This window comes from Agromyces sp. Y782 (assembly GCF_059445405.1).
Window position 1 is genome coordinate 430,711 of record NZ_JCAIUG010000001.1, and the last position, 17,861, is coordinate 448,571.

Here is a 17,861-nt window from a genome sequence, read left to right on the forward strand (position 1 = left end):
CGTGAACACCCAGAACGCCGACGCCGAGACCCAGGTCATCGACGGCGTCCACTACCACCAGTTCGACATCGTCATCGTGGGCGCCGGCGGCGCCGGCATGCGTGCGGCGATCGAGGCCGGCCCGGGCGCCAAGACCGCGGTCATCTCCAAGCTCTACCCCACCCGTTCGCACACGGGCGCTGCGCAGGGCGGCATGGCCGCGGCGCTCGCGAACGTTGAAGAAGACAACTGGGAGTGGCACACCTTCGACACCGTCAAGGGCGGCGACTACCTCGTCGACCAAGACGCGGCCGAGATCCTCGCGAAAGAGGCGATCGACGCGGTCATCGACCTCGAGAACATGGGCTTGCCGTTCAACCGCACGCCCGAGGGCAAGATCGACCAGCGACGCTTCGGCGGCCACACTCGCGATCACGGCAAAGCGCCCGTGCGTCGCGCCTGTTACGCGGCAGACCGCACGGGTCACATGATCCTGCAGACGCTCTTCCAGAACTGCGTGCGGCTGGGCATCAACTTCTTCAACGAGTACTACGTGCTCGACCTCGTCATGACCGAGGTCGACGGGCCCGATGGATCGAAGACGAAGCAGCCGTCGGGCGTGGTCGCCTACGACCTCGCCTCGGGTGAGCTGCACGTCTTCCAGGCCAAGGCCGTGATCTTCGCGACCGGCGGGTTCGGCAAGATCTACAAGACCACGTCGAACGCCCACACCCTCACGGGCGACGGCGTCGGCATCATCTGGCGCAAGGGCCTGCCGCTCGAAGACATGGAGTTCTTCCAATTCCACCCGACCGGCCTCGCCGGTCTCGGAATCCTGCTCACCGAGGGTGCCCGCGGTGAGGGTGCAATCCTCCGCAACGCGAGCGGTGAGCGCTTCATGGAGCGCTACGCCCCGACCATCAAAGACCTCGCACCCCGTGACATCGTCGCGCGCTGCATGGTGCAGGAGGTCGCAGAGGGGCGCGGCGCCGGCCCCCACAAGGACTATGTACTGCTCGACTGCACCCACCTCGGTGCAGAGGTGCTCGAGACGAAGCTGCCCGACATCACCGAGTTCGCCCGTACGTACCTCGGCGTCGACCCCGTGTACGAGCCCGTGCCCGTGATGCCGACCGCGCACTACGCGATGGGCGGCATCCCGACGAACGTGGCCGCAGAGGTGCTCTCCGACAACGACACCGTTGTGCCGGGGCTCTACGCCGCCGGCGAGTGCGCGTGCGTCTCGGTGCACGGTTCGAACCGCCTCGGTACGAACTCCCTGCTCGACATCAACGTGTTCGGAAAGAGGGCAGGCAACAACGCCGTCGCCTACGTGGCGAACGTCGACTTCACCCCGCTCCCGGATGACCCGGCCGCCGCGGTGCGCGGCATGCTCGAACAGCTCCGCGACTCGAATGGCACCGAGCGCATCGCCGCGATCCGCAAAGATCTGCAAGACGAGATGGACAAGAACGCCCAGGTGTTCCGCACCGACGAGTCGCTCGAGCACGTGACGACGGTCATCGCCGCGCTCCGCGAGCGGTACAAGAACGTCGCGGTGCACGACAAGGGCCGGCGCTTCAACACCGACCTGCTCGAGGCCGTCGAACTCGGCTTCCTGCTCGACCTGGCCGAAGTCGTCGTCTACTCCGCGCGCAACCGCAAAGAGAGCCGCGGCGGCCACATGCGCGACGACTTCCCGAAGCGCGACGACGAGAACTACATGCAGCACACGATGGCGTACCTGTCGGGCGACGCGCATTCGTCCGACGCGGCCGACCACATCCGGCTCGACTGGAAACCGGTCACGATCACCCGTTACCAGCCCATGGAGAGGAAGTACTGATGAGCACTGCAACGCTCGAGAAGCCGCCGGCGGATGCGATCCAGTCGTTCACCGTCACCTTCCTGATCCGACGCTTCGACCCCGAGGTCGACACCGAACCGCGCTGGCAGGACTTCGACGTCGAGATGTTCGCGACCGACCGCGTGCTCGACGCCCTCCACAAGATCAAGTGGGAGCAAGACGGCTCGCTGACATTCCGCCGCTCCTGCGCGCACGGCATCTGCGGCTCCGACGCGATGCGCATCAACGGCCGCAACCGACTCGCGTGCAAGACGCTCATCAAAGACCTCGACATCTCCAAGCCCATCTACGTCGAGGCCATCAAGGGCCTGCCGCTGGAGAAGGACCTCATCGTCGACATGGAGCCGTTCTTCGCGAGCTACCGTGAGGTGGCGCCGTTCCTGATCGCGGGCCCAGCACCCGTAGCGGGCAAGGAGCGCGTGCAATCGGTCGCCGAGAGAGCCATCTTCGACGACACCACGAAGTGCATCCTCTGTGCGGCGTGCACCTCGTCGTGCCCCGTCTTCTGGACCGACGGCCAGTACTTCGGCCCCGCTGCGATCGTGAACGCACACCGCTTCATCTTCGACTCGCGCGATGAAGGCTCCCAGACCCGCCTCGATATCCTCAACGACAAAGAGGGCGTGTGGCGCTGCCGCACGACCTTCAACTGCACCGAGGCATGCCCTCGCGGCATCGAGGTGACGAAGGCGATCGCAGAGGTCAAGCAGGCCATCATGCGCGGCAAGCCGTAGTCCGACGCAGAGACGACGAAACGGGCCGGTGCTGATGCACCCGGCCCGCTCCTCGTGTCCAGCGCCGCTCGGGATGATGTCGCCGATCGGCGAAATGCCCGGGTGCGGGTGGTGCGCTGGTTGGTCCGGCTTTCGCAGGCTTTGCCGGGCTTGTCATCTTGCTTGGCTCGAGTCTGCGGCACGCGAACGGGCTCGCCCACGGGGCGAGCGCTGAGACGCGGTCAGTGCTGGCACTGGAATCCGGATGCCCGTCGCTAGGGTTGGAGCGTGAGCGAGCGTGATGCCACCGACCGCCTGCGCGGCGGACGCAACGACGACGGCGGGCGTGAGGCGCCTCTCGCAGAGGATCCGCTCGATCTGAACGGCACGTCTCGATCGGCGAAGGAACGGTTCGACGAGTTCAGCCAGCCGATCCGCGAGCGCCTCGAAGAGCCGATCAGCAAGGTCAGCACGATCACCCAGAAGACGATGGAGCTCTTCCCGGTTCGGGTCTGGCGCCACTTCCTCAGCCGAAACGGCTTCATCCTCTCGTCGGGCATGAGCTACCAGGCGCTCTTCGCGATCTTCGCGGCGACGTACGTCGTCTTCGCCGTCGCCGGCATCTGGCTGACGGGAAGCAAGGAGACACTCGACGCCTTCGTGAGCCTGTTGAACACGTATGCCCCCGGACTCATCGGTGACGAGGGCGTCATCCACCCCGACGAACTCACCAAGATCGCCTCCTCGAGCACGAGCCTCTTCGGCTGGACGGGCGCGGTCGCCCTCGCGGGCCTGATCTGGACGGCCATCGGGTGGATCACCTACGCGCGCATGGCTGTGCGCAGCATCTTCGGGCTACCGAAGGACACCCGCGCCTACGCGCTGCTGAAGGCCCGCGATTTCCTCGCGGGGTTCGCCTTCGGCGCGATCCTCATGCTCGCGGCGGTGCTCTCAGTGGTGGCGACGTCGTTGTTCGGCTGGCTGTTCGGCCTCCTGGGCCTGCCGAGCGAGGCCGGTTGGTCGGGCTTCTTCGTGCAGTTCGGCGCGATCGTCGTCGTCTTCGTGATCGACACGCTCGCCCTCGCGGTCATGTTCCGCTTCCTCTCGGGCGCGGCCATGCCGTGGCGGCGCATGTGGGTCGGTTCGCTGCTCGGCTCCGCCGCGCTGTCGGTGCTGCAGATCCTCGGCGGCTGGCTCGTCTCGAGCGTGACGACCAACCCGCTCCTCGCCACGTTCACGGTGTTCATCGGACTTCTCCTCTGGTTCAGGCTGACGAGCATCGTGATCCTCGTCGCCGCGAGCTGGATCGCGGTCGAGGCCTCCGACGCGCACGAGTCCCTGCGCAAGGTGACACCCGAGCAACTCGCGGCGGAACAGCTCGCACAGGAGCACCGGGCCCTCGTCACCGCCGCGCGAGTGCGGGTGCGCGAGGCGCAACGGGAACTCGACACCGCCAACTGGATCGGGCGTTTCTCCGCACGACGTCGTCTCGCGAATGCCGAGCAGGAGCTTTCCGAGCTCGAGGCATCCGCTGCACCGATCGGCCCGCGATCCGACGTCGGAGGCCTCCCGTAGGATCGATCCATGCCTTCTGCGAAGCCCCTCCGTCTCGCCAACGTCAACGTCAACGGAGTGCGTGCCGCGTTCCGAAAGGGCATGGGCGAGTGGCTCGCCGCGCGCGACGTCGACATCCTCGCGATGCAAGAAGTTCGCGCCTCGACCGAAGATCTGCAGGGGCTCCTCGGCGAAGAGTGGGACATCCTGCACGACCCCGCGACCGCCAAGGGCCGTGCCGGTGTCGCGATCGCGAGCCGCAACCGGGCGAGCATCCATCGCGTCGAACTCGGCGCGACCGATTTCGACAGCGCCGGCCGCTGGCTCGAGGCCGACTACGAGGTCGGTGACCGCATCGTCACCGTGGTCTCGGCCTACGTGCACTCCGGTGTGGTCGACACCCCGAAACAGGTCGAGAAGTACAAATTCCTCGACGCGATGGTCGAGCGGATGCCGCGGCTCGCCGAGCACTCGGCGCTCGCCGTGATCGTGGGCGACCTGAATGTCGGGCACCGCACCCTCGACATCAAGAACTGGAAGGGCAACGTCAAGCACGCAGGCTTCCTGCCCGAAGAGCGCGCCTACTTCGACCGTTTCGTCGGCGCCGAAGACGACGAGTCATACAACGCGGGCGCCGGGCTCGGCTGGGTCGACCTCGGCCGCCGATTCGCCGGCGAGGTCGACGGCCCCTACACCTGGTGGTCGCAGCGCGGCAAGGCCTTCGACACCGACACGGGCTGGCGTATCGACTACCAGCTCGCGACCCCGGCGCTCGCCGAGACCGCGGTCTCGTACGTCATCGATCGTGCCGACGCCTGGGACAAGCGATGGTCCGACCACGCCCCCGTGGTCGTCGACTACGCCATCTGACCTGCCGCACCGCGGCCGCACTCTCGAAGGAACCCCATGACTGCCAAACCCCGCCTCTACTCGGGCATGCAACCCTCCGCCGACTCGCTGCACGCCGGCAACTACATCGGCGCCCTGTTGCAGTGGAAAGAGCTCCAGTCGACGCACGACGCCTTCTTCTCCGTCGTCGACATGCACGCCATCACCGTGGCTCAAGACCCCGCCGAACTCCGTGAGAAGACCCGGCGCACGGCCGCGCAGTACATCGCAGCGGGCATCGACCCCTCGAGCTCGACGCTCTACGTGCAGTCGCACGTGCCCGCGCATGCCCAGCTCGCCTGGGTGCTCAACACGATCACCGGCTTCGGCGAAGCCGGACGCATGACGCAGTTCAAAGACAAGTCGCAGCGGCAGGGGGCGGATGCCACGAGCGTCGGCCTCTTCGCCTACCCCGTGCTCATGGCCGCCGACATCCTGCTCTACCAGACCGAGATCGTGCCCGTTGGTGACGACCAGAAGCAGCATGTGGAGCTCACGCGCGATCTCGCTGCGCGGTTCAACACGCGCTTCGGCGCCGACACCTTCGTCTTGCCCGAGCCCGTCATCCAGCGCGAGACGGCGCGCATCTACGACCTGCAGAATCCGACGTCGAAGATGTCGAAATCGGGTGAGACGCCGGCCGGCATCCTCTGGCTGCTCGACGAGCCTTCCGCCACTGCGAAGAAGATCATGCGCGCCGTGACCGATACCGATGGCGAAGTGCGCTTCGACCGTGAGCACAAGCCGGGCGTCTCGAACCTCCTCACGATCTTCTCCGTGCTCTCGGGCCGCACGATCGGCGACATCGAGCAGGAGTTCGCCGGTCGCGGGTACGGCGACTTCAAGAAGGCGCTCGCCGAGGTCGTCGTGGGCGAGTTCGAGCCGATCCGCTCCCGCGTTCTCGAGCTGCTCGACGATCCCGCCGAGCTCGACCGCCTGCTCGCCGTCAACGCCGACCGAGCGAGCGAGGTCGCCGAGACCACTCTCGCGACGGTGTACGACCGCGTCGGGTTCCTCCGGCGCGTGCGCTGAACATGCTGCCCGTCGTGCTCAGTACCGAGCGACTCGTGCTCGACCTCCCGGCCGAGGGCGACATCGAACTCGTGGCGCGGTACTGCACCGATCCGTTGTTCCTCCGGTATCTCACGACCCCGTGGCCGTACACGACCGACCACGCCAGGGCATTTCTCGTGGAGTATGTACCCGAGGCCTGGGCTTCGGGCGATGAGCTCACGTGGGCGCTTCGGCGTGGCGTCACCGAGCCGATTCTCGGAATCGTCGGGTTGCGTCGCGGCAACGAGATCGGCTTCTGGCTCGGCGCCGAGCACCGTGGTACCGCTCTCATGGCCGAAGCGGTGGCCGCGGTCTGCGAGTGGACGCTCGCGACCGCATCGCTCGGCGCCGAGTCGGTGCTCTGGCGTGCGAACGAAGGCAATCTGGCCTCGGCTCACGTCGCGCGTGCCTCGGGCTTTCGGCGCACGACCCCGAGAATCGCCACCGTGCCCGGGCGTGACGGCCGAATCCTGCCGGCCTGGCATGCCGAACGCAGAGCCGTCGTCGACTCCGACGCGTTCGCGAGCTGGGAGCCGATCCTCCGGAGTGGCACGTGATCGAGCGATCCGAGCCCCGCGCCGGGTCGCCGGTCGTGCTCTTCGACCTCGACGACACCCTCATGGCGCACCGTGAGGCGGTCAGCACCGGCATCGCACTGCACATGCGGGAGCGGGCATACGACGGCGACCTGGCCGCGGCTTCGACCTTCTGGCATGAGCTCGAAGAGCAGCACTACCACTCCTACCTCGCGGGCCGGCTGACGTTCGAGGGACAACGTCGCGCTCGAGCCCGCGACTTCGCGATCGCGCACGGCGACGAACTCGACGAGCTCGCGGCGGGCGCCTGGTTCGACCGGTACTTCGAGCGTTATCGCGAGTCCTGGGCGCTGCACGACGACGCACTTCCGGCACTCGATGCGATCGCCGCGGTTGTTCCCCGGGTGCGATTCGGCGTGATCACGAACGGCGAGCTCGACTTCCAGCTCGCCAAGCTCGAACGACTCGGCATCCGCAACCGATTCGAGCACGTCATCGCGTCAGGCGACGTCGGCGTGACGAAGCCCGATGCCGAGATCTTCCGCATCGCGCTCGAGCGCTTCGCTGCCGAGGCACCCGTCGGTCGCGCGGCATACGTCGGCGACCGGCTCGTCACTGATGCCGTGGGCGCGAGCGAAGCGGGGCTCATCGGCGTGTGGCTGAATCGGCACGGCATCGAGGCGGCAGCCGCGATTCCGACGACGGATGCCGCGGCATCCGCGGTGCTCGAGATCGCCTCGCTCGCCGAACTGCCGGCCCTGCTTGCTCCGCGCCTGCTCGACTGAGGCGCACGCAGGCCCGTTTCGCGCGAGCGGCGATGCCGCTCTGCGAACGGGTGCCATCGCTGCCCGAACACGGGGGAATGGGCCGGGCGCACCCCCATGCGCCCGACCCGTCCTCCCACCGTAACCTGCAGCCGGTTGTATGACGCGGTATCGCGTCATCACCCGATCGACATCCTCCGGTCGTCATTCAGCCGGTCAGACCGCTCGGAGCGCTTCCGTCGGCGAAAGCCTGGCCGCTCGCAACGCCGGGTAGAGTCCGGCGACGACGCCGACGATGAGTGCCGCGGCAGGTCCGCCGACGAGCACCTCGATCGGCAGCACGACGACGCTCTGCTTCGTCGCCGCGTAGCCGACCACCGCGAGCCCGCCGATCGCGGCACCGGCGAGCCCGCCGAGCAGCGCGAGGATCGCCGCCTCGGTGAGGAACTGGCTCGCGATCTGACCCGGTCGGGCGCCGAGGGCACGGCGGAGCCCGATCTCGCCACGCCGTTCGAGCGCTGCCACGACCATCGTGTTGGCGATGCCGATGCCGCCGACGAGGAGGGCGATCGCTGCGAGGCCGACCGCAAGCGACGAGAGCGTCGCGTCGGCACTCGCTCGAGCACCGACCAGCTCGGAGAGGCTCGAGACGCTGAGGTACGGCGAGTAGGGGTTCGCCGTACGGGCGAGCGAGGGGCGAACGGACTCGACTTCGCCCGGCAGGCTCCGTACGAAGACGCTCTCGATCCGCGAGGCCTGCTCTGCGTCGATGAGGGCGGCCGGATCGATCGAGGGCTGTGGCCATCGCTGCGCCGCCCACTCCTGGCCGACGAAGGCCATCGAGTCGAGTTCACTCGCGAGTCCGACCGGCTCGAGCACGCCGATGACGACGTGCCACTCGCCACCGATCCATACGCGTTGGCCGAACTCCTCCACACCGAGGCGGGCCGCCGCGGTCGCGCCGAGCACCGTCGTCGGCAGCGAGGCGCTCGCCGCGTCGAACCAGACGCCGTCGGCAACCCGCCCGCCGAGCGCGTCGAGCAGGTCGAGGTTCACGGCGCGCACGCCGAGTCCGCCGGTCTGTGCGGCCGGCACGATCGAGGTGCGATACACGGCAGCGGCATCCGCTACCTTCTCGATGACTCCGACGGCGTCGACACCGTCGACCCGGTCGACCATCTCGGCGGCCGTCGACGGGATCGCGACGGGGTCCCCCGCGGGATCCGTATCGGGCTGGATCACGAGGAGATTGGCGCCCTGACGGTCGAGTTCCGCGAGCAGCTGCGCTCGGTCGGATGCCGCGATGCCCGTGATCGCAGTGAGCGAGGCGATGCCGATCGCAATGCCGAGGGCCGACAGGGCGGTGCGCAACGGGCGGCTGCGAGGCCCGGCGACCGCGGTGCGCAGGAGTTCGAGGGCGCTCAGCCGCCGTGGCTTGGTCGCGCGCGTCATCGGAGGGCCTCGGTTGTCACGATGCGCCCGTCGTGGAGCCCGACTCGGTGGTCGAGAGACCGGGCGATCGATTCGTCGTGCGTGATCACGACGACGGCGGCGCCGTCTGCTGCCGCTTCGCGGAGAAGTTCGACGATGCCCGCTCCCGTGGTGGAGTCGAGCGCGCCGGTCGGTTCATCGGCGAAGAGCACATCGGGCCCGCCGACGAGTGCCCGGGCGATCGCGACGCGCTGTTGTTCCCCACCGGAGAGTTCGCCGGGCCTGTGACGCAACCGGTGGCCGAGTCCCACGCGCTCGAGGGCATCCCTCGCCCGGCTTCGCCGCTCGACGATGCCGCCCCCGGCATACAGGAGGCCGGTCGCCACGTTGTCGAGCGCGTTGACCGCAGGCAGCAGGAAGAACTGCTGGAACACGAATCCGAACCGCTCGGCGCGCAGTGCTGCTCGCGCCGATTCGTCGAGTTGCCCCGTCGCGATGCCGGCGACGACGACCTCCCCCGAGCTCGGCCGATCGAGCGTGCCCATGATCGAGAGCATCGTGGTCTTGCCCGAACCCGATGCACCGACGACGGCTGTGAGCTCCGCCGGGTGCACCTGCATCGACACCTCGTGCAGCACTTCGACGGGCGGATGCCCCGGGTACGTCTTGCTCACCGAGCGCAGCTCGATCACCGCGGCGCTCATGTGCCGACCACGACTTCCTCGCCGGCCTCGAGCGGGTCCAGGTCGTCGCCGCCGCTCGAGACGATCTGCACCCGGGCGTCGGCGATGAGGCCGATCTCCACCGGGATGCGCACGGTCTCGCCGCCGCGCACCACGTCGAGCGCGTAGCCGTCGTCACCTGCGGCGAGCAACGCCGTCACCGGCACGACGAGGGCGTCATCGACGGTCTCCTCGCCGAGTTTCATCCGCACGCTCGATGGGCCGACCGAGGTGAGCGGCTCCTGCGACTCGGCGTCGACGACCGCACGCGCAGGCTCGTCCTCGGACTGCTCGTCGGTCGCGGGCACCGCGGGCTCGATCGACTGCACGGTGCCGGCCACTTCCGCGCCGTCTTTGAGGGTGAGCATCACCGGCGTGCCGGCCGCGATCTCACGCTCCTGCGCGTCGGTGAGGTCGGCGTAGCCGCGGAGCGTCGTCGCGGTGTACTCGAGCACGACGCCCCCGTCGCCTTCGGCGAGCCGCTTCACGAGCGAGTCGACGCGGATCGACGGTGCGTCGGCCGCGACGATCGCACCCTGGGCGACTTCGCCGGTTTTCTCGACGCCGAGTGCGGCCTGCCATGCCTTCACTGCTGCAGCCGTGTTCGCGGTGAACTCCTCGTCGATGTCGAGGTCGATGCCTGCGGCGAAGCCGAGGTCGGCGAGGTTCTGCTCGAGTTGGCGCACATCGGCGCCGTCGGTCATGCCGAGTTGCAGCGGCCGCCAGAACGGTCGCTCACCGCGAAACAGCACCACCGGCGCGCCGCTCGCCTCGTAGAGACGCTGCCCGATGGCGATCACCTCGCCGGCAGCCGGCAGGGCGGTCACGACGCCGGCCCCGGTGCCCTCGAGTTCGACGGCGTCGCCGTAGCTCAGCACTCCCGACAGCAGCAGCCCGCTCGTGAGCGAGACGCGTTCGGCAGGTCGAGTGATGAGATCACTCGTTGCCGATGGCGGCGACCCACCGGGGTCCGCGGACCACATCCAGCCGACGAGACCGGCCCCGGCGAGCGCCAGTACGGAGGCGCTCGCGGCGGCCGTGACCGTGCGGCGGCGCTTCGACGTGTTCATCACTCGCTCGCTTGCATCGACATGCTGAGGCCGTTGTCGGTGAGCTCGGGGAACTCTTCGAACACAGCCCCGAGGTCTTCCTGCGCACCAGCCTCGAGCCTGATCGCGAGCGGCGCATCGCCGTCGGCGAGTTCCGTCGAGCACGTCGTGAGCAGCTCGCGGAGGGTCGCTGCGTCGAGACTCGCCGGAATGACCATCGCACCGTCGGCGGGGTCGGGGAAGTCCGCGACGCCGTTCTCGCGGGCGCATGCCGAGAAGGCGAGTTGCAGTTCGGTCTGGGCGGCGAGCACCTCGGGGTCCGCCTCGGGCCCGCCTGGTCCCATGTCGGAGGTGGGCTGCTCGAACTCGGGCACCTCGGCCTCGCAATCGGCGTAGACGGGCGCGATGCCGTACTCCTCGGGGAAGCCCTCCGCCGAGTCGACACCCTGGTAGACGGCGTCGTCGATGACGATCAGCGACGACGATCCCGACCCGCCTTTCGGCGGTGCCCCCTGCGCCTCGAGCTTTCCCTCGGCGTCGACCTCGATCGGCACCTTGACGAGCACTCGCCCGTCGTGTTCATCGGTGCGCGCGTCGAGGCCGCCCGCCTGGAGGCACGCGACGAAGCGCTCCGTCGCGGCGTCGACGCCGGGGGTCGCTTCGGGTTCGGGCGAACCGCCCGCGCACGCCGTGAGCAGGAAGCTCGCGGCGACGGCGACCGCGGCGAGTCTCGTGAACGCCGGTCGGTGTGTTGTTCGGTACATGGCGGTCTCCTCATCGGTGGACTACAACCAGTTCTAGGCTCGAAGGTGTTCGCTCTCCGTCATGGCCCGGCAAACGCTCGACAAACGCCCCGGGGTCCAGAATCGACACGAGGAACGGAATCGAGGCGGGAGAATCGATGCGCGTGCTGATCGTCGAGGACGAGGCCGAACTCGCGGCGACGCTCGCCGAGGGTCTCCGGCTCGACGGCTTCGGAGTCGGCGTCGCACCCGACGGCGCAGAAGCGCTCCGCCGGCTCGCCGACGGCGACTTCGATGTCGTGCTCCTCGACCGCGACCTGCCGGTGCTGTCGGGTGACGCGGTCTGCCGCACACTCGTCGCGCAGCGGCATCCGGCACGCATTCTGATGCTCACCGCCGCCGGCGCCGTCTCCGATCGCGTACGGGGCCTCGATCTCGGAGCCGACGACTATCTGGCGAAGCCGTTCGCCTACGTCGAGCTGCTCGCGCGCATCCGCGCCCTCGGTCGACGGCGAGCGGATGCCGCAGCCGACGTGCTGCTCGAGCGCGGCGGCGTGCGACTTGACCCGGTGCGTCGACTCGCCGAACGCGAGGGCCGGCCGATCCGGCTGACCCGTCGGGAGCTCGCCGTGCTCGAGGCGCTGCTCGTCGCCGACGGAGGCTACCTCACGGCGAGTCGGCTGCTCGATCTCGCCTGGGACGAACGCGGCGATCACACCGCGGCGACCGTGCGGCTCGCGGTGCACACCTTGCGCAAGAAGCTCGGCCACCCGTGGCTGATCGACAACGTGCCCGGTCTGGGCTATCGGATCGAGTGAACATGTCCCGTCAGGACCCCACCGTCGGCATTCGCCCGTCGAGGACCGGCCGCGCCTCGCCACGGCGGTGGAGTTTTCGCACCCGGCTCACGCTCACGATCGCGTCGATCTTCGTGGCGGGCGGCGTCGTACTGCTCACCGTACAGTTCCTGCTCGTACAGGGCTTCTTCGACTCTGCATCGACGGGCGCGATGTGCACGAGCGTGCAGACGACGGATGCCGCGGGCGGCACCGGAACCCAGGGCAACTGCGTCGTGCTCGAGGACGGCGAGGGTCCGTTCACAGGTTCACGGGACATGGTGACCGAAGGCGGAGAGTCGATCTCGCCCGAGAGGCTCGAGGCGACGCTCGACCGGTTCTCGGTCGCCCTGTCGGAGGAGGTGCTCGGCAGTCTGCTCATCGGATCGCTTGCCGTGCTCGCCGTCTTCGCCGTGATCGCCACTCTGCTCGCCGGATGGCTCGCGCGGCGCTCGCTCAGCCGCATTTCAGAGGTCACAGCGCTGACGCGGCGCATCACCACCGACGATCTGGATCGCCGACTCGACCTCACCGGGCCCGATGACGAGATCAAGGAGCTCGGCGACACGATCGACGGCATGCTCGACCGGCTGCACACGGCGTTCGAAGCCCAGGACCGGTTCATCCAGAATGCGTCGCATGAACTCCGCACCCCTCTCACGGTGACGCGGGCGGCGTTGGAGATCCCGCTCGAGCAGGGGCGCGTGCCCACGGAGCTCCAGCCGGCGGTGCGGCGAGCGTTGTCGGCCAACGCCCACAGCGAGCGGCTCATCGCAGCACTGCTGCTGCTCGCGAGAGGGCGGCTGCGGGCGGCCGAGCACGATCACCTCGACGTCGCGGCACTGGTGTCGTCCGAGACGGCCGTGCTGGCATCCGAGGCGGCCGCTCGCGGTGTGCACGTCGAACTGGATGCGCCGCTCGATTGGACGGCCATCGGCGACCAGGAGCTCGTGCGTCTCGCAGTGCGGAACATCCTCGACAACGCCGTGCGCTACAACGACGAGCGGGGGCTCGTGCAGGTGCGGCCGGATGCAGACGGGAGCGGTGTCGTCGTCGAGAGCACCGGGCGCGAGCTCGATGATGGGGAGGTGGCGGCGCTCGGCGAGCCCTTCTTCCGCGGTGAGGACTCTCGTCGCGCCGACCGGGCGGGCTTCGGGCTCGGCTTGTCGATCGTGCGCGCCGTCGCGGCGGCGCACGGAGGTTCGCTCGAGCTCCGACCGAGGGCCGGGGGCGGCCTCATCGCGGTACTGAGACTGCCCCCGGATCGGGCCTGACCAGAAGTCAGACGACGTCGGCGTCGACCCAGTCGAGGGTCTTCGAGACGGCCTTCTTCCAGTTGCGGTCGAGGCGGGCACGCTCCGCGTCATCCATCGACGGAGTCCAGCGCTTATCCTCCTGCCAGTTGGCGCGAAGCTCGTCGAGGCTCGACCAGAAGCCGACCGCGAGGCCCGCAGCGTAGGCGGCGCCGAGGGCCGTCGTCTCGGCCACGACCGGACGAACGACCGGCACGCCGAGGATGTCGGCCTGGAACTGGAGCAGCGTGTCGTTCGCGGTCGCACCGCCGTCGACGCGGAGCTCGGTGAGGTCGACGCCGGCATCGGCGTTCACGGCCTCGATGACGTCCCGCGTCTGGAACGCGATCGCCTCGAGTGCAGCACGGGCGATGTGGCCCTTGTTCACGAAGCGGGTCAGGCCGAGGAGTGCGCCGCGGGCGTCGGGGCGCCAGTACGGTGCGAACAGGCCTGAGAATGCCGGCACGAAGTACGCACCGCCGTTGTCGTCGACCGACTTCGCGAGCTCTTCGATCTCGGCGGCAGAGGAGATGAGGCCGAGGTTGTCGCGCAGCCACTGGATGAGCGAACCGGTGACGGCGATCGAACCCTCGAGCGCGTAGTGCACCGGCTGGTCGCCGAGCTTGTAACCGACGGTCGTCAGCAGCCCGTTCTTGGAGTGGACGATCTCTTCGCCGGTGTTGAAGATCAGGAAGTTGCCGGTGCCGTAGGTGTTCTTCGCCTCGCCCGTCTCGAACGCGGCCTGACCGAACGTCGCAGCCTGCTGGTCGCCGAGGATGCCGGCGATCGGCGTCTCGCGCAGCAACGAGTGCTCATTGGCCATGCCGTAAACCTCGGAGGACGACTTGATCTCGGGCAGCATCGAGCGGGGCACACCGAAGGCGGCGAGGATCTCGTCATCCCACGCGAGGGTCTCGAGATCCATGAACATCGTGCGGCTCGCGTTCGTGACATCCGTCGCGTGCACACCCCCCTCGACGCCGCCGGTCAGGTTCCAGAGCACCCAGGAGTCGGTCGTACCGAACAGCAGGTCACCGGCTTCGGCCTTCTCACGCGCACCCGGCACGTTCTCGAGAATCCACACGATCTTCGTACCCGAGAAGTACGTCGCCAGCGGCAATCCCACCTTCGCCTTGAAGCGCTCGACCCCGCCGTCGGCCGCGAGCCGGTCGACGATCGCCTGCGTACGCGTATCTTGCCAGACGATCGCGTTGTAAACCGGCTCGCCGGTGTTCTTGTCCCACACGACGGCGGTCTCGCGCTGGTTCGTGATGCCCACCGCCGCGATGTCGTGACGGGTCAGGTTGGCCTTGCCGAGGGCTTTGCCGATCACCTCGCCCGTATTGCGCCAGATCTCGGCGGGGTCGTGCTCGACCCAGCCTGCCCTCGGGAAGATCTGCTCGTGCTCGAGCTGCCCGGTCGAGACGATCGACCCGGCCTTGTCGAAGATGATCGCGCGCGACGAGGTCGTGCCCTGATCGATCGCGAGAATGTAGTCAGCCATCTGAGAACTCCGTTGCTGTCAGTGAAGCGGGGTGAACGGTGAAGGGGAAGCGGATGCCGCAGCTCAGCCGATGAGCGGTAGCAGCGGGATCGCCGCCCAGCCGGCGACCAGGCCGCCGAGCAAAGGGCCGACGACCGGCACCCACGAGTACGACCAGTCGCTGCCGCCCTTGCCCCTGATCGGCAGCAGGGCGTGCGCGATGCGCGGGCCGAGGTCACGTGCCGGGTTGATCGCGTAGCCGGTCGGGCCACCGAGCGACGTGCCGATGACGATCACGATCAGTGCGACGGGCAGCGCACCGAGCGCCGCGAGCCCGCCGTCGCCCTGGCGACCGCCGCCGAAGCCGATCACGACGAAGACGAGTACGAAGGTGCCGATGAATTCGGTGACGAGGTTCCAGCCGTACGAGCGGATGGCGGGGCCGGTCGAGAAGACGCCGAGCTTGTTGCCTGCCTCGGGTTCGGCGTCGAAGTGCTGCTTGTATGCGAGCCAGACGAAGACCGCTCCGATGATCGCGCCGATCATCTGTGCGGTGATGTAGGTGGCCACGGACAAGGGGTTCACCGGAACGCCGGATCCGAACTCGGTCGCGCCATTGGCGACGAGACCGACCGTGACGGCGGGGTTGAGGTGGGCACCCGAGGCGTACGACACGATGACGCCGGCGAAGACCGCGAGACCCCAGCCGATGTTGATCATGAGTGTGCCGCCGCCGAAGCCCTTCGTCTTCGCGAGGATGACGTTCGCGACGACGCCGCAGCCGAGGAGCACGAGCATCGCCGTGCCGACGAGTTCGGACAGGAAGACGATTCCGAGATTGTCCACATTGACCTTCTTTCTTGGGGTGTGGTGCCGGCCTCCGAGACGACCGGCATCCGGAGGCTCCGTCGAAGCTATCTGGCGATTCGGCCCTGAACGTGCCGATTCCGGTGCACATCCGTGCAGATTGCGGCGCCGGCGATCGAGCGCGACGAGAAAGGCGCGAGCCTTTGCAACGGGATCTCGAGACGTTCGCCGTGTTCGCTACTCGATCAACGGGCAGACGCTCGCGGCGCTCGCTCCTCGATCAACGGAGTACGGATGCCTCGAGCTCGACCCCGTGGCGCTCGGCGAGCAGCTCCTGCGTGCCGGCCGTCTCGACGGCGCGACGCTCGAAGTCCCAGCCGAGCTCGGTGCCGACGATTTCGGCGAGTTCCTCGAGCAGCGGTGCCGTCAGCCCGCCGGTGAAGGCGATGCTCGTGCGGCGCAGCACGACGTCGGCGAGGTGAACGACCCGCTCGGTGCCGGCGAGCCAGGCGATCTCGCGCCGGCTGTAGCCCGAGTGGTGCTCGAGGGGTTCGTCCTGCTCGCCCTCGATCGAAGCGATGAAGGCCTCTGCGCGGGTGCCGTAGCGCTCGAGCAGCTCCTCGGCGCGGAGGCGCCCGACCTCGTCGCCGTGGGTGACCGCCCAGACGCGACGGGCGTCGTCGGTCGTCGGATACCCGGCGCCGCCGCCGATCGCGAGGCCGGCGGTCGAGCGAGTGCGTTCATGGCCGAGCAATTGGAGCACCTCGTTCGAGAGGTGTTCGGCGAGAGCGCGGAAGGTCGTCCACTTTCCGCCGACGAGGCTCAGCAGGGTCGTGCCGCGGCGCTCCGGGACATCCGCTCGCTCGATGCGGTAGTCGCGGGAGACGAAGCCCGGCGCCTCATCGTCGTGACGCGGCAGCGGGCGCACGCCCGCGAAGCGGAAGACGATCTGCGAGCGGTCGACGTGCACCGCTGGGAAAACGTGCGCGATGAGTTCGAAGAAGTAGTCGACCTCGGCCTCGGTGCACACGGCGGGCTCTCGCATGTCGTGTTCGAGATCGGTCGTGCCGACCATGACCTTGCCCTTCAGCGGATAGATCAGCACGATGCGACCGTCTTCGTGCTCGAAGAAGATCTCACGGCCGCCGGTCGCCGCGAGCAGCTCATCGTTGTCGAGCACGATGTGCGAACCCTTGGTGCCGCCCATGAACGCGGTCGGGCGTCCGAGCTCCTCGTTGGTGAGGTCGGTCCAGGGGCCCGAGGTGTTCACGACGACGTCGGCGGCGACGTCGAACTCCGCGCCGGTGAGCGTGTCGCGGAGGCGCACGCCCCGCTCGCCCATACCGACGGCTTCGAGGTAGTTCGCGGCGCGGGCGTGCACGCCCGCCGCGACGCCGTCGAACAGCACGTCGAGCGCGAGCCGCTCGGGGTCGTGCATGCTCGCGTCGTAGTAGGTCGCGGTGTACTTGAGGTCAGGGTTCAGGGCGGGCAGCTCGGCGAGCGAGCGCTTGCGCCCGTGGAAGCGGTGCCGTGGCACCTGGCCACCGCCCCGCGAGAAGGAGTCGTAGATCACGAGGCCCGTCTTGATGAGCGCAGCGCCGCGCTCGGTGGGCTTGCCGGCCTTGTGCGTGAGGAAACGCAGCGGCGCCGAGAGGATGCCCGAGAAGGTCGAGAAAATGGGCACGGTCGTCTCGAGCGGCTTCACGTAGTGCGGCGCGATGCGAATGAGCGCGTTGCGCTCGGTCACCGACTCCTGCACGAGCCGGAACTCGCCGTTCTCGAGGTAGCGGATGCCTCCGTGGATCATGTGCGACGACGCAGCGGATGCCCCCGAGACGAAGTCGCCCCGTTCGACGAGCACGACGTCGACACCCTGCAGGGCGAGGTCGCGGAACGTCGCGATGCCGTTGATGCCGGCGCCGATCACGAGCACGGAGGCCCGCGGCCGGGTGCGGATGGCCGCGACATCCGTTCGCTCGCCGCTCGAGTACGGGCGGGGCTGGGTCGGGGTCGTCTGCTGCGGAGACAAGTTGTCCTCCTCGGGTGTGGAACGGCGGCTTGCACGAGCATGCCTGGTGTGGATGAATACATCGTGAACACGTCGGAACGCATTTGCAAGCCGAGTGAACAAACGTGCAAGGATG

At 68.4% G+C, this 17,861-nt stretch carries 16 protein-coding genes; 9 read left to right on the plus strand and 7 right to left on the minus strand.

Features of this window, described 5'->3' with window-relative positions; translation table 11 throughout:
• Position 1 precedes the first annotated feature (1 nt).
• From sdhA to AC1C2S_RS02020, 7 genes are all read left to right on the plus strand, one after another.
• Positions 2-1,825, plus strand: coding sequence for a succinate dehydrogenase flavoprotein subunit (gene sdhA, locus AC1C2S_RS01990; protein ID WP_495350864.1), 1,824 nt, complete (start codon positions 2-4; stop codon positions 1,823-1,825).
• Entirely contained in the window at positions 1,825-2,580 is a 756-nt protein-coding gene (locus AC1C2S_RS01995) for a succinate dehydrogenase iron-sulfur subunit (RefSeq protein ID WP_495350865.1), read from the plus strand. Before sdhA ends, AC1C2S_RS01995 begins: the two co-directional genes overlap by 1 nt.
• A 267-nt stretch (positions 2,581-2,847) precedes the next feature.
• The gene (locus tag AC1C2S_RS02000; protein WP_495350866.1) at positions 2,848-4,134 is read left to right on the plus strand and encodes a YihY/virulence factor BrkB family protein; all 1,287 of its coding nucleotides are present in this window, start codon (positions 2,848-2,850) and stop codon (positions 4,132-4,134) included.
• A gap of 9 nt (positions 4,135-4,143) precedes the next feature.
• Positions 4,144-4,983, plus strand: a complete 840-nt coding sequence (locus tag AC1C2S_RS02005; RefSeq protein WP_495350867.1) for an exodeoxyribonuclease III — start codon at positions 4,144-4,146, stop codon at positions 4,981-4,983.
• A gap of 36 nt (positions 4,984-5,019) precedes the next feature.
• Complete coding sequence (gene trpS, locus AC1C2S_RS02010; protein WP_495350868.1) at positions 5,020-6,033, plus strand: tryptophan--tRNA ligase; 1,014 nt, start codon at positions 5,020-5,022, stop codon at positions 6,031-6,033.
• A 14-nt stretch (positions 6,034-6,047) separates the two neighbouring features.
• Entirely contained in the window at positions 6,048-6,611 is a 564-nt protein-coding gene (locus AC1C2S_RS02015) for a GNAT family N-acetyltransferase (protein WP_495350869.1), read from the plus strand.
• The gene (locus tag AC1C2S_RS02020) at positions 6,608-7,375 is read left to right on the plus strand and encodes an HAD family hydrolase (protein WP_495350870.1); all 768 of its coding nucleotides are present in this window, start codon (positions 6,608-6,610) and stop codon (positions 7,373-7,375) included. The genes AC1C2S_RS02015 and AC1C2S_RS02020 overlap by 4 nt, the downstream gene beginning before the upstream one ends.
• A 195-nt stretch (positions 7,376-7,570) precedes the next feature.
• On the opposite strand, the gene AC1C2S_RS02025 is transcribed toward AC1C2S_RS02020, so the two are convergent.
• From AC1C2S_RS02025 to AC1C2S_RS02040, 4 genes are read right to left on the minus strand one after another with little or no spacing between them, the layout of a single operon-like run.
• The gene (locus AC1C2S_RS02025) at positions 7,571-8,806 is read right to left on the minus strand and encodes an ABC transporter permease (RefSeq protein WP_495350871.1); all 1,236 of its coding nucleotides are present in this window, start codon (positions 8,804-8,806) and stop codon (positions 7,571-7,573) included.
• Complete coding sequence (locus AC1C2S_RS02030) at positions 8,803-9,489, minus strand: ABC transporter ATP-binding protein (protein WP_495350872.1); 687 nt, start codon at positions 9,487-9,489, stop codon at positions 8,803-8,805. Before AC1C2S_RS02030 ends, AC1C2S_RS02025 begins: the two co-directional genes overlap by 4 nt.
• Entirely contained in the window at positions 9,486-10,577 is a 1,092-nt protein-coding gene (locus tag AC1C2S_RS02035; RefSeq protein WP_495350873.1) for a peptidoglycan-binding protein, read from the minus strand. The genes AC1C2S_RS02030 and AC1C2S_RS02035 overlap by 4 nt, the downstream gene beginning before the upstream one ends.
• On the minus strand, positions 10,577-11,320 hold the full coding sequence (locus tag AC1C2S_RS02040; protein ID WP_495350874.1) for a hypothetical protein: 744 nt from the start codon (positions 11,318-11,320) through the stop codon (positions 10,577-10,579). The genes AC1C2S_RS02035 and AC1C2S_RS02040 overlap by 1 nt, the downstream gene beginning before the upstream one ends.
• A gap of 137 nt (positions 11,321-11,457) precedes the next feature.
• Between AC1C2S_RS02040 and AC1C2S_RS02045 the strand changes: the two genes are divergently transcribed.
• Together AC1C2S_RS02045 and AC1C2S_RS02050 are read left to right on the plus strand one after the other, a co-directional pair.
• Positions 11,458-12,117, plus strand: coding sequence for a response regulator transcription factor (locus AC1C2S_RS02045; protein WP_495350875.1), 660 nt, complete (start codon positions 11,458-11,460; stop codon positions 12,115-12,117).
• 2 nt (positions 12,118-12,119) lie between these two features.
• Positions 12,120-13,409, plus strand: coding sequence for a sensor histidine kinase (locus AC1C2S_RS02050; protein WP_495350876.1), 1,290 nt, complete (start codon positions 12,120-12,122; stop codon positions 13,407-13,409).
• Between the two features lie 7 nt (positions 13,410-13,416).
• Here the strand turns inward: AC1C2S_RS02050 and glpK are convergent, their stop codons facing one another.
• The 3 genes from glpK to AC1C2S_RS02065 form a co-directional block, all read right to left on the minus strand.
• The gene (glpK, locus tag AC1C2S_RS02055; RefSeq protein WP_495350877.1) at positions 13,417-14,931 is read right to left on the minus strand and encodes a glycerol kinase GlpK; all 1,515 of its coding nucleotides are present in this window, start codon (positions 14,929-14,931) and stop codon (positions 13,417-13,419) included.
• 63 nt (positions 14,932-14,994) lie between these two features.
• A complete protein-coding gene (locus AC1C2S_RS02060) occupies positions 14,995-15,708 on the minus strand; it encodes an MIP/aquaporin family protein (protein WP_495353176.1) in 714 nt (237 codons plus the stop codon).
• A gap of 289 nt (positions 15,709-15,997) precedes the next feature.
• Positions 15,998-17,746, minus strand: coding sequence for a glycerol-3-phosphate dehydrogenase/oxidase (locus AC1C2S_RS02065; RefSeq protein ID WP_495350878.1), 1,749 nt, complete (start codon positions 17,744-17,746; stop codon positions 15,998-16,000).
• Between the last annotated feature and the right edge of the window lie 115 nt (positions 17,747-17,861).